This window comes from Enterobacter genomosp. S, from assembly GCF_001631805.1.
Classification (GTDB): Bacteria; Pseudomonadota; Gammaproteobacteria; order Enterobacterales; family Enterobacteriaceae; genus Enterobacter; species Enterobacter quasihormaechei.
On sequence record NZ_LVVA01000002.1, the window covers coordinates 109,842 to 126,167 of the forward strand.

Sequence of the window (16,326 nt, forward strand, 5' to 3'; positions counted from 1 at the left end):
CCGGAGAGCCGGGCGGTGGGATAATTATTTGGCGACCGAGGAAGACCCGTCGGCGTGCCACTTAAAGACACCAAATTCAAATCCCTTCAGATCGCCTTTCTCATCCCAGTTCAGCGGCCCAATCACGGTGTTCGCCCCGTGTGCTTTTAAATCTTTCACCAGATCCAGCGGCTCTTTGCTGCCGGTACGGTCCATTGCCGTTGCCAGAGACTGCACGGCCGCGTAGGTGATCCACACGTACGGACCGCTCGGATCTTTCTTCTGCGCCTTGAGCGCATCCACGATAGCCTTGTTGGCCGGATCCTGGTCATAGCGTTTTGGCATGGTGACCAGCATGCCTTCGGCAGAATCCCCCGCGATGTTGGACAGAGAGGCATTGCCCACCCCCTCTGGCCCCATAAACTGGGTTTTCAGGCCGGTGGCGCGCGCCTGGCGCAGCATCTGGCCCATTTCCGGGTAGTAGCCGCCGTAGTAGACGAAGTCGATATTCTCTTTTTGCAGGCGGGCGATCAGCGCGGAGAAGTCTTTTTCACCGGCGGTAATGCCGTCGAAGAAGACGATGTTCGCGCCGCCTTTTTTCAGGCCGTCCTGCACGGAGCGCGCCAGGCCTTCGCCGTACTGCTGCTTGTCATGAATGATGGCGATACGCTGTGGCTTGACGGTCTCGAGGATATATTTGGCGGCGGTCGGTCCCTGAGAAGAGTCCAGGCCGGCGGTACGCATGATGTGCTGATAGCCGCGCTGGGTCAGCTCCGGGTTGGTGGCGCCCGGGGTGATCATCAGAATGCCTTCGTCCTCGTAGATGTCGGACGCGGGCTGCGTGGAGGACGAGCAGAGGTGGCCAATGACATACTGGATGCCATCGTTAACGATTTTGTTGGCGACCGCGACGGCCTGTTTCGGATCGCAGGCGTCGTCATATTCCACGCCCACCAGCTTGTCGCCCTTGATGCCGCCCTTAGCGTTGATGTCTTTTATGGCCTGGCGCGCACCGTTGAACTCCCTGTCACCCCACTGGGCAACAGGACCGGACATCGCACCCACTACCGCAACTTTAATGTCCTCCGCCATAGCGATATGCGAGATCGACAGTGCGACCATCCCCGCGATTAACGTCTTCGCGTTCCTTTTCATCTCAGAATCCCCATTCGTGAAGTGATGTTTATATTTTGTTTTATTATGGTTAAAAAGCATTCTGTACTTTTAATGAACAACGCTATTTTTACCAGTGCCTTTAAGGGTTTAGCGCGGTTTTTTATCAAAAACCAGACTAATATCTCTATTTTTCAGGAGATTAAGGAAAGATAATATTCTGAATTCAGGCAGAGATAAACAAATAAAAGCGCGTTTTGCAGCATAAAATAACGGCACAATGCACGGAATAAATCACTGCCTTTCAGGTTAAAATCCTGCTTATTTTTCAATCCATGTGTTTTCGAACTGCCCATGTCGCCGCTAAAAAACGAATCACCTGGCAAACGGGAATAAAAAGAGAACGCGCCTGAGCAAATAAATTGAGTACACTGGCCCTACTTTTTTTGATTTGGACAAGCAGCTAATGAAACTGACTATCGTTCGTCTGGTGACCTTTAGCGAACAGGATCATATCGACCTGGGCAAGATCTGGCCGGAATATTCCCCTTCGTCGTTGGCCGTCGATGAGAACCACCGCATTTATGCCGCGCGCTTTAACGAGCGCCTGCTGGCCGCCGTTCGCGTAACGCTGAGCGGCACGGAAGGCGCGCTGGACTCGCTTCGCGTGCGAGACGTGACCCGCCGCCGTGGGGTCGGGCAGTATTTGATTGAAGAGGTGATCCGTGAAAACCCGAGCGTGACTTCCTGGTGGATGGCCGACGTGGGCGTGGAGGATCGCGGCGTGATGGCGGCGTTTATGCAGGCGTTAGGGTTTACGGCGCAGGCGAACGGGTGGGAGAAGCGCTAAAAGAAAGCCGGGCGGCGGCTGCGCCTTACCCGGCCTACAATTTCTACCGCATTTTCCCAGGCATTATTTGGCGTCAGTTGCCGTTCCGTTAGCATGCCAGTCAAACACGCCGAACTCGAAGCCCTTCAGGTCGCCCTTCTCATCCCAGGAGAGCGGCCCCATCACGGTTTCTACCGAATTCGCTTTCAGCCAGGTGGCAATCTCCGCCGGATCGGCTGACTGGTTCAGGCCCGCTTGCAGAGACTGCAATGCTGCGTAGGTGGTCCACACGAACGCACCGCTTGGATCCTGTTTCTTCGCCTTGATGGCATCCACCACTGGTTTGTTCGCAGGTACCTGGTCGTAGTTCTTCGGCTTGGTCACCAGCAGGCCTTCGGCAGATTCACCCGCGATGTTAGACAGGGAAACGTTCGCCACGCCTTCTGGCCCCATGAACTGAGTCTTCAGACCCGCCGCACGCGCCTGACGCAGGATCTGCCCCATTTCCGGGTGATAGCCGCCATAGTAAACGAAGTCGATATTCTCTTTCTTCAGACGCGCCACCAGGGTAGAGAAATCTTTCTCGCCGGCGGTGATACCGTCAAAGAACACCACGTTGGCGTTCGCTTTTTTCAGGTTGTCCTGCACCGCGCGCGCCAGGCCTTCACCGTACTGCTGTTTATCATGAACAATCGCGATGCGCTGCGGCTTCACTTTCTCCACGATGTATTTCGCGGCGGTTGGGCCCTGATCTGAGTCCAGACCGGTGGTGCGCAGGATCAACTTATAGCCGCGCGCGGTCAGCTCGGGTGCCGTCGCTGCCGGGGTGATCATCAGAATGCCTTCGTCTTCGTAGATATCAGACGCGGGCTGCGTGGAGGAGGAGCACAGGTGACCGATAACGTATTTGATCCCGTCGTTCACCACTTTGTTCGCCACCGCGACCGCCTGTTTCGGGTCACAGGCATCGTCATATTTTACGATTTGCAGCTTTTCGCCCTTGATACCGCCCTTAGCATTAATGTCTGCAACCGCCTGTTCTGCGCCCGTAAATTCCTGGTCGCCGTACTGTGCTACCGGACCGGACATCGCGCCCACCACGGCCACTTTAATATCGGCCTGCGCCATGGTGCTGAATGCCAACGCGATACATCCTGCCAGTAACGCTTTACCCTTCATATTCATCCTGAGATTCCCCATTATTATGGTTATAACGATTGTTGTGATGTTGTTGTGTAGCGCTTTATTTCATTTATAGGCCTGCTGCTCGCGCTTTTTCAGCATACTCTGCTAAAACATACCCCATTTTTATGATTTTGGAATAGCTAATTTGAAATGAAAATATGATAGGCCCGACCGTTATTTCAGCCGGGCGTTTGGCTTTATCGTGTCAGCGAGGCGGAAATAGTATCCAGCGCTTTACGGAACTGCGCTTCGGGGATGGTGAGCGGATAGAGAAAACGGATAACGTTGCCGTAAACGCCACAGCTCAGGAGCAACAGCCCTTCGTTCAGCGCGCGCTCCTGAACCTGGCGGGTAAATTCCGGCGACGGCTGCCCGGTTTGCGGATCGGTAAATTCTACCGCCACCATTGAGCCCTGCGCGCGGATATCGGCGATATACGGACAGCCATCCTTCGCTTTGTTCAGCACCTCGACCAGATGATGGCCGAGATGAGACGCGCGCGTGCAGAGGTTGTCTTCGTCAATCACGTCCAGCACCGCATGGGCCGCGGCGATCGCCAGCGGGTTACCCGCGTAGGTACCACCCAATCCGCCAGGCGCAGGCGCATCCATCACCTCGGCACGGCCCGATACCGCTGAGAGCGGCATCCCGCCCGCCAGGCTTTTCGCCATGGTGATCAGGTCCGGCTTCACGCAGTGGTTTTCCATGGAGAACAGCTTGCCGGTGCGGGCGAAGCCGGTTTGTACTTCATCGGCAATCAGCAAAATACCGTGCGTGTCGCACAGGGCACGCAGTGCCTGCATAAAATCAGCGGGCGCGACGTTGAACCCGCCTTCCCCCTGAACCGGTTCAATAATGATGGCCGCCACCTGATCGGGCGCGATGTCGGCTTTGAAAATGCGCTCCAGGCTTTTTAGCGCTTCGGCGGTGCTGACCCCGTGCAGGTCGTTGGGGAATTGCGCGTGGTATACCGAGCCGGGGAACGGGCCGAAGCCGAGCTTATAGGGCGCCACTTTGCCGGTCAGCGCCATGGTCATAAAGGTACGACCATGGAACGCGCCGCCGAAGGTGATGAGGCCGGGGCGTCTGGTGTACGCACGGGCAATTTTCACCGCGTTTTCGACCGCTTCTGCACCGGTTGAGAAAAAGGCGGTTTTGGCCTGCCCCTCTATCGGCACGCGCTGGTTGATGCGCTCGGCAAGCGCCACATAGCCTTCGTAGGGGACGATTTGATAAGCGGTATGGGTAAAGGCGTGAAGCTGTTTTTCGATGGCAGCGATAACTTTTGGATGGCGATGGCCGGTATTCAGCACGGCGATCCCGGCGGAAAAATCAATATACTCGTTACCTTCCACGTCCCACACCGTGGCGTTTTCGGCTTTATCGGCATAGAAGTGACACATGACGCCGATACCGCGCGGCGTTGCCTGGATACGTCGGTCATTCAGTTCGTTATTTTTCACCCTGACCCCCTGAGAATGTCGCCTGCTTAGCGCATCAGTAAGTGTTTGCCAGGGGGGAGAAATTCGCCAGAGCGGGCGCTAAAAAAACAAAACCCCCGAATATGTATTCGAGGGTTATCGGGGACTTCGCCTGAATTACGCTTCGATAGCGGCGCGAAGTTTTTTCATGGCGTTCTTCTCAAGCTGACGCACACGTTCAGCGGAGACGCCGTAGCGGTCGGCCAGCTCCTGCAAGGTGGACTTGTTATCTTCGTCCAGCCAGCGGGCACGGATGATATCCTGGCTACGCTCGTCGAGGCCTTCCATCGCGAAGGTCAGCTTGTTTGCCGCCTGGTCTTCCCAGTTATCCTCTTCAATGCCGTCAGCAAAGTTAGAGGTTTTATCCTGAAGATACAGGACCGGGGCCATCGGCTGGCTGTCGGACGCATCGTCGTCGGCAGACATATCAAACGTCATGTCCTGCGCGGCCATACGGGATTCCATCTCGCGGACGTCTTTGCTGGAAACGCCCAGTTCGCGCGCGACCATTTCCACTTCATCCTGATTAAACCAGCCCAGACGCTGCTTGGTTTTACGCAGGTTGAAGAACAGTTTGCGCTGCGCTTTCGTCGTGGCGACCTTCACAATACGCCAGTTACGCAGAACGTATTCGTGAATTTCCGCTTTGATCCAGTGCACGGCGAAGGAGACCAGTCGCACACCCACTTCCGGGTTAAAGCGACGCACCGCTTTCATCAGGCCAATGTTACCTTCCTGAATCAAGTCCGCCTGCGGCAGGCCGTAGCCCGCGTAATTACGAGCAACGTGAACAACAAAGCGCAGGTGAGACAGGATCAGCGTTTTAGCTGCTTCCAGATCGCCCTGGTAATGCAGCTTTTCAGCAAGCTCCTTTTCTTCCTCAGCCGTTAACATCGGCCAGGTGTTCGCAGCCCGGATGTAAGATTCCAGGTTACCAACAGGGGCTAAAGCTAAAGTTTGCATTTCTTTGGTCATTCATTCCTCTCAATGTTTCTTCTGGTCCAGGTTGTCCCCGTCAGGCAACAACCATGCCAAAGCGTTTGAGCAACGAGATTAGCATTCACTCTTTTATCAGACAGTGATTTTATCCACAAGTTCCAGGTGCAACCGTGAATAAATTACGCACAAAATGTGACATGAAGATGATTACAGGGGAAGAGACGACAGGGACGCTTTCCCTGCAAGCGAACATCTCGGTGCAGGGAAAGATTATATCACGCTTTTATTAGTCGGGAGTAAAGTGGCGTAAATGTTGAACCGTTGCCAGCCATGCCGCTATCCAGCCGATCATGGAGCAGACCAGCAGCAAAAGCAGGCACTCATCGAAGCCTAAGCCACTGATATCAAACTTCGTTCCGAAAACCTGCGCCACTTCGGTGACGGCAGACGAAAGCCGCATCACCAAAATTTCTGACAATATCAGTGAAAGAAATGCGCCGGAAAAACCGAGCAGCGCGCCACCGTAAAGGAACGGACGCAGGATGAAACCATCCGTTGCACCAATAAGCTTCTGTACGTTGATGGTATCGCGACGGGCGAAGATGCTCAGGCGAACGCTGTTACCGATGACGAGGAAGACCGCCGCCACCATCAGCACGCCAATCATCGCTGACACGCGTCCTACCAGCCCGGTCAGGGCGGCAAGACGGGCAAACCAGCTGTCGTCCATGCGCACTTCATCAATCCCGTTGATGCGGGTAATGCGGTCGCGCAGGGTATTGAGCGAATCCGTGCCCTGGAAATCCAGCTTCGGGATCACCACCGCCACCGCAGGCAGCGGGTTCTCTTCAAGCATATCCAGCGCCCCGCCGAACCCGGACCAGTTGCGGAACTCGCCCAGCGCTTCATCGCGAGAGAGATAGTTCACCTTCTCCACGCCCTGTTCGGCCTGAATCTGCCCGACCACCTGCGCCGCCGCGTTATCGTCGAGCGCTTTATCCAGATAAACGGTGATCTGCGGCGACGGATAATACTGGGACGCCGCCTGGTTAACGTTTTTGTAAACCATATAGCAGACGCTCGGCAGCGTCAGGGAGATGGCAATCACCATCACCGTCAGGAACGTCGCCAGCGGTTTGCTTTTCAGATCCTGCAACGCGCCCTGGAAGGCGTAGCGCACCTGTTCGTTAAAGACGTTGGTTTTGCGGGAGTTCGGCTTCGGTGTCGCTTTGGCACGCTTAGGCGCATGGCGATTGCCGTCCCCGCCGCCCTGAGGCTTGCGGAAACGGTCAAACCGGTTGCTGAACTGCCGAATCTGGTTCATTGCATCACGCTTATTCACCGTGGCCTCCGTGCAAATGCCCGTCGCTCAGGGTCAGCATGCGGTACGAACGGCGGGAGATCAGCCCCATATCGTGCGTCGCCATCAGTACCGTTACCCCCACGCGGTTAAATTCCTCAAACAGACGCAGGATGCCTTCGGAGAGGGCATCGTCCAGGTTACCGGTCGGTTCATCCGCCAGCAAAACGGCTGGCTTGTTCACCACTGCACGGGCAATGCCCACGCGCTGCTGCTCACCGCCGGACAGCTGGATAGGGAAGTTCTTCGCTTTGTCCAGCAGCCCGACCTTATCCAGCGCCGCAGAGACGCGACGGCGGATATCATCGTAACTGGCGCCGGCAATAATCAGCGGGATCGCGACGTTATCGAAAACCGTGCGATCCATCAGCAGGTGGTGATCCTGGAAAATCATGCCGATCTGACGACGCAGAAACGGCACTTCACGGTTCTTAAGACGGCTAATGTCATGGCCGCTGAACCAGATTTTCCCGGCGCTTGGCCGCTCGATCCCACAGATCAGCTTGAGCAGGGTACTTTTCCCCGCGCCGGAATGGCCGGTCAGGAATGCCATCTCGCCTGGCTGGAGGTGAAATGTTACCCCCTGTAGCGCTTGTCTCCCACCGAGATAGGCCTTGCTGACGTGTTCAAAGCGAATCATTGTTAGTCCTCTCGGGCAAAAAGTGCCTCAATAAAGTCGTCCGCTTTAAACGGACGTAAATCCTCAATACGCTCGCCCACACCGATGTAACGAATAGGAATGCCGAACTGGTCGGCCACGGAGAAGATCACCCCGCCTTTCGCGGTGCCGTCCAGCTTGGTCAGCGTGATCCCAGTCAGTCCTACCGCTTCATGGAACAGCTTCGCCTGGCTAATGGCGTTCTGTCCGGTGCTGGCGTCGATAGTCAGCATAATTTCATGCGGTGCCTCTTCGTCCAGCTTCTTCATGACGCGAACGATTTTCTTCAGTTCTTCCATCAGGTGCGATTTGTTCTGCAAACGCCCTGCGGTATCCGCAATCAGCACGTCCACGTTACGCGACTTCGCCGCCTGGATGGCATCGAAAATCACGGACGCAGAATCCGCGCCGGTGTGCTGGGCAATCACCGGAATGTTGTTGCGCTGGCCCCACACCTGGAGCTGCTCCACCGCTGCCGCACGGAAGGTATCGCCCGCCGCCAGCATCACCGATTTGCCCTGCTGCTCAAACTGGCGCGCCAGCTTGCCGATGGTGGTGGTTTTACCCACGCCGTTGACGCCAACCATCAGAATAACAAAGGGCATTTTGCCTTCAATATTAAGCGGTTCGTCAACTTTTGCGAGAATTTCACCCATCTCGTCTTTCAGCAGGCCGTACAGCGCCTCGGCGTCACGCAGCTGCTTGCGGCTCGCCCCTTCGGTCAGGTTGGTGATGATCTTCCGGGTGGTTTCCACGCCCACGTCCGCGATCAGCAGCTGTTCTTCCAGCTCCTCAAACAGATCGTCGTCGATTTTTTTGCCGCGGAACAGACTGATAAATCCGGAACCTAAGTTTTCTTTGGTTTTTAACAGGCTGCGCTTCAGGCGCGCGAAGAAACCTTCTTTGGTTGGTTTTTCCTGCTCCTGAGCGATCTCGTCTTCGGCCTGCTCTTCTACCGGCACAACAATGACCGCTTCTTCAGCGGCTTCCGCCGCCAGCGCCTGGGCTTCCAGCTCTTCGTCGGTCAGTTCAGGCTCAAGGGTCGCTTCTTCTTCCACCGCCTCAACAATTTCAACGGTTTCCGCTTCGGCCTGCCACTCTTCGGCAGAAACCTCTTCAGTGTTCACCTCTTCCGGCAGCGGCAGCGCTTCGTGTTCGATAGCGGCCTGCGGCGCTTTGGTAAGAGTTTCTACGATAACCGGCTCTGGTTTTTCGCTCTCCTGAACCTGTTCAGTAACCTCAACCACCTCTTCAGCAAAGGATTTAATCTCTTCTTTGCTGTGCGCTGGTTCTTCCGCTTCGACAATCGCAGCGGTTTCGACAGGCGTTTCAGGCTGTGACTGCTCTTCTACAACCTGTTGTTCTTCGGTTTTCTGTTCTGTTTCTTGCTCTTTTTCACCGAAACCCAACCAGGAAAAGAAGCCACGTTTTTTTTGTTTTGCCATCTGCGACTACACTCCTCGCGGCGCTATATACAGGGAAGCTAAAAAAATGATGAAATAGTCTAACACTTTACTTAATTGACATCACCGCCCGCAATCGCAGGGCATTGTTAACAGAGCTTTCCTGAGATGAAGAAACCCACCCGCGCCCCGGCCGGTCAAATTCGAATTATCGGCGGTCAGTGGCGAGGCCGGAAATTACCGGTGCCGGACAGCCCCGGTTTACGCCCTACCACGGACCGCGTACGCGAGACGCTGTTTAACTGGCTTGCCCCGTCAATGGTAGACGCCAACTGCCTGGACTGCTTCGCCGGAAGCGGCGCACTGGGGCTGGAAGCGCTGTCTCGCTATGCCGCCAGCGCCACGCTGCTGGAGATGGAACGCGGCGTTGCGCAGACGTTGCAGCAAAATTTGGCTACGCTGAAGGCAACCAACGCGAAGGTAGTGAACACCAACACGCTGAGCTTCCTTGCGCAAAAGGGGACGCCGTTCAACGTGGTGTTTGTCGATCCGCCGTTCCGTAAAGGGCTGCTGGAAGAGACGTTATCGTTGCTGGAAAAAAATGGCTGGCTGGCAGACGACGCGCTGATTTACGTTGAAAGCGAAGTGGAAAATGGCCTGCCGCCCGTTCCCGTTCACTGGGATCTGCACCGCGAAAAGGTCGCCGGTCAGGTGGCTTATCGTCTGTATCACCGTCAGGCACAAGGAGGATCCGATGCCAGTACTGATTAACGTAGGGCGCTTGCTGATGCTGGGCGTCTGGGCATTTTTGATTTTAAATCTGGTGCACCCGTTCCCGCGCCCGCTGAATATCTTTGTTAACGTGGCGCTGATTTTTACCGCGTTTATGCATGCCCTTCAGATGGTGATGCTGAAAAACGGTCTGCCGAAAGATGGCCCACCGATGACCGGCTGGCAGCAGCTGCGGGTGTTTATTTTCGGCGTGTTTGAGCTGCTGGTGTGGATGAAGAAGTTTAAGGCGCAGGTGAAGAAGTAAGATATGGCCTTATGCCCGGTGGCGCGCAGCGATCCGGGCCTTCAGATAACCCTTACTGCGACGATACGCCGTCCAGTTTGTCATTGAGTTTTTCGATATCTCTGGCTCTCGTTTTGAGCAGGTGTTTTACCTGTGTGCAAATCTCTTCGGTCCGGGTGTAATACGTTCCAGAAAACGGCCCTGAACGTTCGCATAAGACATAGTTGGTTCCAAGGGGATAAAATATGACGATAAAAGAGAGGATGTTGCCAATGACAAATCCTGCCCCCATAAAGTGAAAAGCGACGGTAATTCCTTTAGCGAAAAACTTGGGTGGCTCCATGTTCTTCGAAAATGTCATATAGACAATAACTAAAACAAAGCAACAAGCTACCGGGAAAACAAACAACATAAAAAAAGAACCCCAGAAAAAATAAATAATGCTTCTGGATTCAATAATATCGGTTATATCGGGCACACTAGCCCAATAAAAACCCCAGGCAAAAGCACCATAAAAGAAGATACAAAAAAACAAAAAGCATCTTCTTTTAATTTTATTAAGATTAATACTAAGATTCATATCAGTAATTCCCGAGCTGAAATGCGCCTTCATATAGCGAGCATCGATCGTTCCACTCTGCCGTTTCATACTGCTGTTTCATGATATTTCTCATGTAATTTATAATGGTTATTTGATAAATCGTTCTGTTGCCCAAAACATTCAGCTAATAAATTATCAATACCCCAAATGCAATCACACGTATTATCTGCCCCCAAACAGGAACATCCTCACGCCATACATCCATCGTCACCTTCCCCATCACTGCGACGATACGCCGTCCAGTTTGTCATTGAGTTTTTCGATATCTCTGGCTCTTGTTTTGAGCAGGTATTTAACCTGCGTGCAAATCTCTTCGGTCCGGGTATAATACGTTCCAGAAAATGGCCCTGGGCGCTCACATAACACATAGTTGGTTCCAAGGGGATAAAATATGACGATAAGGGAGAGGATGTTACCAATAATAAATCCTGCACCCATAACGTGAAAACCAACGGTAATACCTTTAGCGAAGAACCTGGGTGGCTGCATGTTTTTCGTAAAGGTCATATATGCAATAACCAAAACAAAACAACAAGCAAGCGGAAAAGAAAATAACACAGGAAACGCCCCCCAGGAAAAATAAACAATGCTTCTTGATTCAGTGAGATCAGTGATATCTGGTACACTCGCATCATAAAAACACCAGGTAACAACGCTAAAAAAGATCATGCAAAAAAATAAAATACATCTTCTTTTAATGTTATCCATATTAATGCTAATGCTCATATCAGTAGTTCCCGAGGTAAAATGAACTTCCATATACCGAATGTTGAAATTTCCACTCTGCGATTTTTTGCTGCTCTTTCAGTCCCTTTTTTATACAATCTATAAGTTTATTTGACAAATCATACCGATTGTCCAGATCATTTAGCTTATTAACAATAACTACGCCTAATACAACTACACAAACTATCTGTCCCCAAACAGGAACAGCTGCACTCGCTATAAATGGTGATATTACCAACGAGGCCCACCCCCCAAGCAATCTCGAAATAAAAACCCCTACAATCACCTTAGCCACGTCCATCGTGACATTCCCCAGAAATGCGGCGACGTCATGCTCGGATTTAAAGATCAACTCCACCAGCCGCCAGCAAGCTGAAAACCAGATGCAGAATCTGGCTCCTGACATAATACCGTTTCGAAACCCGGCACTTCCTATACCCACCTCGAGCACTTTGGGATGATTAATCCGGTAACGCGTTCCGTTAAGAATGCGTCGTAGAGAAGGGTAGCCCGTAATCTTCACATACAGCTTTCCCCGATAAACATACTGTGTGGCTTTGATCCCAAAGCCTTTTAGCGTGAAAACAATCTTTCCAGCCTGCTGATAAGTAAAGAGTTTTGACAGACTTTTAGCCGCAGAAACCGTCTCTTTGATGTTACCGGCATAGGTTGTGGAAAAGCTGACAGGCTGACTACCTAACAAATCGTCAACCACACCCTGCGCCTCGTCAGGCGTGAGCAGCATAATGTGACGAGCATTGTTGACCAGACTATTTTTCAGCTGCCTGATTTCATTTTCGAAACGCTGATTACGCTGCCAGTTATTTCCTTTGAGGATATCTTCACGATGATTCCTTATCCAGTCCGAATACCCTTTCATCTTAAGTCCTTAAAAAACTCGTGCATCCCAGATACTGTAGGCGCTGGTTCCAGCAATACGATGTTCCCAGGCAATAGATTCGTATGACAGCTCTATAATTTCCTCTGGCTGCCCCTCGCTATCATTTATGGTATGCGGCACTTGCAAATGGATGCTGGATATTCTGGCATTAATCAGTTTTAACACATAATAACACTCGTTTAATCCCGTCTGGCTGGTGCGATAGAAGTGAAATTCACAGCTTAACGTTTCATTATCAGTAATCGCTTTTCCTAATAAAGGGGAAGACTTGTCCACGGGCTTAATAAATGTCAGGCACTGGTGGTTCACATTTTTTGCACGGCTCATGCCGTGATGAACAGCCATGACCATTATTTGATCCTGGTGAGCAGGCTGCGCTTTATTGCCTATGGAATTCATAGAAGCACATCCAGCAGAAATCATGCCCTGAGACGTTCCCTTTAAAGTCAACCACATTATATTCGCCATATGAATCTCTCAACCTCTTTCAAAATAAATGCTTATGCTTGAAATGGCATAACATTATTAGAGTATTGAAATACACATGGAAGAATAGTGATGCAAGCGAAACTTTCACCAACTAAAAAAATTATGGCTACGACATAATTACAAAAATATTAATCAGGAATATATTTGCTGGCTCTTATATATGCCAGTTTGATTTATTGTTGGCACTGACGTAAAGAACGCAGTGCCGCCCGGCGTCACAGCTCCGGTTCAAACCCTTCAAACCGCGACCCTTTGTAGCTCAACGTACCTTTCTCTCCCACGGTCAGTTGGTGGTACAGCTTCGCCTCCAGGCGGAAGGTCATCTCCAGCCTGCCGGTTTCCGGCTTAAAGCTTGCTTCATAGCGCATCGTTGTCCCCGCAGGCGTCACCTGCTGCTGGCGAGAGCGGCGGTCGTTAAGCGGTTTCTCACGTTTGTTCGCCACCACCACGCGCTTATGCAACAGCGGTGCGGCATCGTTGTCGGCCTTCTCACGACGCTGCTGCACGAAGCGAAACGAGGCGGCAATGACGATAATCGCCACCACGATAATGAAAAATAGCGGCATCTTGCTCATTGAAAAATCCCATCAGATTATGCGGAATTCAGGATACCTCGCCTGCCCCGGCATTGCCAAACGCCCGCTCGCGTCACTACACTGGATCAGAAACTGATTATTCAGCCTCAACAGTTACAGGGAGTTAATATGCTTTGGTCATTTATCGCTGTCTGTTTTTCCGCATGGCTTTATGTCGATGCGTCCTACCGTGGCCCAGCCTGGCAGCGCTGGTTGTTTAAACCCGTCACGCTATTGCTCCTGCTGTTGCTTGCCTGGCAGGCCCCCATGTTCAACGCCATCAGCTATCTGGTCCTCGCCGGGCTGTGTGCCTCCCTGATTGGCGATGCCTTAACCCTGCTGCCGCGCCAGCGCCTGCTGTACGCCGTGGGGGCGTTCTTCCTGTCGCATCTGCTTTACACCATCTATTTTGCCAGCCAGATGACGCTCTCCATCTTCTGGCCGCTGCCGCTGGTGCTGCTGGTGATTGGCGCCCTGCTGATCGCGGTGATCTGGTCGCGTCTGGAGGAGATGCTTCTGCCGGTGTGTACTTTTATCGCCATGACGCTGGTGATGGTGTGGCTGGCCGGTGAGCTGTGGTTCTTCCGCCCAACCTCACAGGCAATGTCTGCCTTCTTCGGGGCCGCGCTGCTGCTGCTCGGCAATATCGTCTGGCTGGGCAGCCACTATCGCCGCCGCTTCCGCGCGGATAATGCGATTTCGTCCGCCTGCTACTTTGCCGGGCACTTCCTGATCGTGCGTTCGCTGTATATCTAAATAACGCTTGACTCTGGAGTCGACTCCAGAGTGTATGCTGCGGTTAATGAGAAAATTATCATTACCGGAGACTGCCATGTCGACTCCAGAAACACCTAAAAAAGTTCCCCAGTTCTCGGCACTTAAGCTCAGCCCGGTTCCGGCAAAAGACGACTGCTGCTGCGAAGGAACGTGCGAAACACCAATCCAAACGCTTCCTGAAAGCGGCAACCGCTACAGCTGGGTAGTCAACGGTATGGACTGCGCAGCCTGCGCCCGGAAGGTAGAAAACGCGGTGAAGCAGGTACCGGGCGTGAACCACGTTCAGGTCCTGTTCGCCACCGAAAAGCTGATGGTCAGCGCCGAAAAAGACGTCAGCAAGCAGGTTGAAGCCGCCGTCAGCAAGGCGGGCTATACCCTGCGCAGCGAAACGGCGCCTGCCGAAAAAACCTCTCCCCTGAAAGAAAACCTGCCGCTCATTACCCTCATCATCATGATGGCCCTGAGCTGGGGACTCGAACAGGTTAACCACCCGTTCGGCAACCTGGCGTTTATCGCCACCACGCTGGTCGGCCTGTTCCCCATTGCCCGACAGGCGCTACGCCTGATGCGGAGCGGAAGCTGGTTTGCCATCGAAACGCTGATGAGCGTGGCGGCAATCGGCGCGCTGTTCATTGGCGCAACGGCAGAAGCGGCGATGGTGCTGCTGCTGTTCTTAATCGGCGAACGCCTTGAAGGCTGGGCGGCGAGTCGGGCGCGTAAGGGGGTGAGCGCGCTGATGGCGCTGAAGCCGGAAACCGCCACGCGCGTGATAGACGGTACTCGTGAAACGGTCGCTATTAACGCCCTGCGCCCGGGCGACGTGATTGAAGTGCCCGCAGGTGGACGTCTGCCGGCCGATGGGGCGCTCGTTACCGCCACCGCGAGCTTTGACGAAAGCGCCCTGACCGGGGAATCCATTCCGGTTGAGCGTGCGGCGGGTGAAAAAGTCCCTGCCGGAGCCACCAGCGTTGACCGCCTGGTGCAGCTTACGGTGCTTTCTGAACCGGGCGACAGCGCCATCGACCGTATCCTGAAGCTGATTGAAGAAGCCGAGGAGCGCCGCGCGCCGGTCGAACGCTTTATTGACCGCTTCAGCCGGATTTACACCCCCGCCATCATGCTGGTGGCGCTGCTGGTCACCGTCGTTCCACCGCTGTTCTTCGGCGCGCCGTGGGAGGGCTGGATTTATAAAGGGCTGACCCTGCTGCTGATCGGCTGCCCGTGCGCACTGGTGATCTCCACCCCGGCAGCGATTACCTCCGGGTTGGCAGCGGCGGCACGCCGCGGGGCGCTAATTAAGGGCGGCGCGGCGCTGGAACAGCTGAGCCAGATCCAGCACATCGCCTTCGATAAAACCGGTACGCTGACCGTCGGCAAACCGCAGGTGACCGGGGTGTATCCGCAGGACATCAGCGAAAATGAACTGCTTACTCTGGCCGCCGCCGTGGAGCAGGGCTCCACCCACCCGCTGGCGCAGGCGATCGTGCGTGAAGCGCAGGCGCGCGGGCTGGCTATTCCTTCAGCAACCGCTCAACTAGCGCTGGTCGGTTCAGGGATTGAAGCCGTGGTCGAGGACAAAAAAGTGCTGATTGTCGCGGCGGGTACGCGCTCTACGCCACAGGTTGAGACGCTGGAGCAGGCCGGGCAGACGGTCGTTGCCGTGATGCAGGACGGCGTACCGATGGGCATGCTGGCCCTGCGCGACACCCTGCGTGACGATGCGAGAGACGCCGTCGAGGCGCTGCACAGGCTGGGCGTGCAGGGCGTGATCCTGACCGGCGATAACCCGCGCGCGGCGGCCGCAATTGCCGACGAGCTGGGGTTGGCGTTTAAGGCTGGTTTATTGCCAGCGGATAAGGTCAGCGCGGTAACTGAACTGAACAGCCACGCCCCGCTGGCGATGGTCGGTGACGGGATAAACGATGCCCCGGCGATGAAAGCCTCAACCATTGGCATTGCCATGGGCAGCGGCACCGACGTGGCGCTGGAGACCGCCGACGCGGCGCTGACGCACAACCGCCTGACCGGGCTGGCGCAGATGATAGATCTTGCGCGGGCGACGCGGACCAACATTCGCCAGAACATCGGCATTGCGCTGGGGCTGAAGGGGATATTTCTCGTCACCACGCTGCTCGGCATGACCGGACTGTGGCTGGCGGTGCTGGCGGATACCGGGGCGACGGTGCTGGTCACGGCGAACGCATTGAGGTTATTACGACGCCAATAAAAACGCCCGGTGGCGGCTGCGCCTTACCGGGCCTACAACGGCTCTGAACCGTAGGCCGGGTAAGGCGC

The 16,326-nt window shown here is 54.2% G+C and carries 17 protein-coding genes; 5 read left to right on the forward strand and 12 right to left on the reverse strand.

All coding sequences use genetic code 11. The features are described 5' to 3' along the window. Window positions 1-24 precede the first annotated feature (24 nt). Window positions 25-1,134 carry a high-affinity branched-chain amino acid ABC transporter substrate-binding protein LivK gene (gene livK, locus A3466_RS04275; RefSeq protein ID WP_063449545.1) on the reverse strand — a complete coding sequence of 370 codons (1,110 nt, stop codon included), beginning with the start codon at window positions 1,132-1,134 and terminating at the stop codon, window positions 25-27. A gap of 424 nt (window positions 1,135-1,558) precedes the next feature. On the opposite strand from livK, the gene panM reads away from it, so the two are divergent. Then, window positions 1,559-1,942, forward strand: coding sequence for an aspartate 1-decarboxylase autocleavage activator PanM (gene panM / locus A3466_RS04290; RefSeq protein WP_063449547.1), 384 nt, complete (start codon window positions 1,559-1,561; stop codon window positions 1,940-1,942). Window positions 1,943-2,005: 63 nt separating this feature from the next. Here the strand turns inward: panM and livJ are convergent, their stop codons facing one another. The 6 genes from livJ to ftsY all read right to left on the reverse strand — a co-directional run bounded on the left by livJ (window position 2,006) and on the right by ftsY (window position 8,989). Then, a complete protein-coding gene (livJ, locus tag A3466_RS04295) occupies window positions 2,006-3,106 on the reverse strand; it encodes a branched chain amino acid ABC transporter substrate-binding protein LivJ (protein ID WP_015571474.1) in 1,101 nt (366 codons plus the stop codon). A 197-nt stretch (window positions 3,107-3,303) separates the two neighbouring features. Beyond that, on the reverse strand, window positions 3,304-4,569 hold the full coding sequence (locus tag A3466_RS04300) for a 4-aminobutyrate--2-oxoglutarate transaminase (protein ID WP_063449548.1): 1,266 nt from the start codon (window positions 4,567-4,569) through the stop codon (window positions 3,304-3,306). A 135-nt stretch (window positions 4,570-4,704) separates the two neighbouring features. Beyond that, window positions 4,705-5,562 (reverse strand): RNA polymerase sigma factor RpoH, encoded by an 858-nt coding sequence (gene rpoH, locus A3466_RS04305; protein ID WP_000159624.1) that lies wholly within the window; start codon window positions 5,560-5,562, stop codon window positions 4,705-4,707. A 250-nt stretch (window positions 5,563-5,812) separates the two neighbouring features. Continuing rightward, complete coding sequence (ftsX, locus tag A3466_RS04310; protein ID WP_063449549.1) at window positions 5,813-6,868, reverse strand: permease-like cell division protein FtsX; 1,056 nt, start codon at window positions 6,866-6,868, stop codon at window positions 5,813-5,815. Next, window positions 6,861-7,526 (reverse strand): cell division ATP-binding protein FtsE, encoded by a 666-nt coding sequence (gene ftsE / locus A3466_RS04315; RefSeq protein ID WP_063449550.1) that lies wholly within the window; start codon window positions 7,524-7,526, stop codon window positions 6,861-6,863. The genes ftsX and ftsE overlap by 8 nt, the downstream gene beginning before the upstream one ends. 2 nt (window positions 7,527-7,528) lie before the next feature. Continuing rightward, entirely contained in the window at window positions 7,529-8,989 is a 1,461-nt protein-coding gene (gene ftsY / locus A3466_RS04320) for a signal recognition particle-docking protein FtsY (RefSeq protein ID WP_063449551.1), read from the reverse strand. Window positions 8,990-9,115: 126 nt separating this feature from the next. Here ftsY and rsmD point away from each other — a divergent pair, with 126 nt between their 5' ends. Continuing rightward, window positions 9,116-9,718, forward strand: a complete 603-nt coding sequence (rsmD, locus tag A3466_RS04325) for a 16S rRNA (guanine(966)-N(2))-methyltransferase (protein WP_063449552.1) — start codon at window positions 9,116-9,118, stop codon at window positions 9,716-9,718. Beyond that, entirely contained in the window at window positions 9,702-9,983 is a 282-nt protein-coding gene (locus A3466_RS04330) for a DUF1145 family protein (RefSeq protein WP_063449553.1), read from the forward strand. The genes rsmD and A3466_RS04330 overlap by 17 nt, the downstream gene beginning before the upstream one ends. A 52-nt stretch (window positions 9,984-10,035) precedes the next feature. On the opposite strand, the gene A3466_RS04335 is transcribed toward A3466_RS04330, so the two are convergent. The 5 genes from A3466_RS04335 to A3466_RS04355 form a co-directional block, all read right to left on the reverse strand. Continuing rightward, on the reverse strand, window positions 10,036-10,611 hold the full coding sequence (locus tag A3466_RS04335) for a DUF1240 domain-containing protein (protein ID WP_233157698.1): 576 nt from the start codon (window positions 10,609-10,611) through the stop codon (window positions 10,036-10,038). 171 nt (window positions 10,612-10,782) lie between these two features. Continuing rightward, on the reverse strand, window positions 10,783-11,289 hold the full coding sequence (locus A3466_RS04340) for a DUF1240 domain-containing protein (RefSeq protein WP_245167729.1): 507 nt from the start codon (window positions 11,287-11,289) through the stop codon (window positions 10,783-10,785). A 1-nt stretch (window position 11,290) separates the two neighbouring features. Further along, window positions 11,291-12,169 (reverse strand): hypothetical protein, encoded by an 879-nt coding sequence (locus tag A3466_RS04345; RefSeq protein WP_063449554.1) that lies wholly within the window; start codon window positions 12,167-12,169, stop codon window positions 11,291-11,293. 9 nt (window positions 12,170-12,178) lie between these two features. Then, window positions 12,179-12,658 carry an Hcp family type VI secretion system effector gene (locus tag A3466_RS04350; RefSeq protein WP_063449555.1) on the reverse strand — a complete coding sequence of 160 codons (480 nt, stop codon included), beginning with the start codon at window positions 12,656-12,658 and terminating at the stop codon, window positions 12,179-12,181. Between the two features lie 236 nt (window positions 12,659-12,894). Then, on the reverse strand, window positions 12,895-13,254 hold the full coding sequence (locus A3466_RS04355; protein WP_063449556.1) for a DUF2500 domain-containing protein: 360 nt from the start codon (window positions 13,252-13,254) through the stop codon (window positions 12,895-12,897). A 129-nt stretch (window positions 13,255-13,383) separates the two neighbouring features. On the opposite strand from A3466_RS04355, the gene A3466_RS04360 reads away from it, so the two are divergent. Continuing rightward, window positions 13,384-14,010: a lysoplasmalogenase gene (locus A3466_RS04360; RefSeq protein WP_063449557.1), complete on the forward strand. Its 627-nt coding sequence runs from the start codon at window positions 13,384-13,386 to the stop codon at window positions 14,008-14,010. 76 nt (window positions 14,011-14,086) lie between these two features. Beyond that, the gene (zntA, locus tag A3466_RS04365; protein ID WP_063449558.1) at window positions 14,087-16,258 is read left to right on the forward strand and encodes a Zn(II)/Cd(II)/Pb(II) translocating P-type ATPase ZntA; all 2,172 of its coding nucleotides are present in this window, start codon (window positions 14,087-14,089) and stop codon (window positions 16,256-16,258) included. Window positions 16,259-16,326 lie beyond the last annotated feature (68 nt).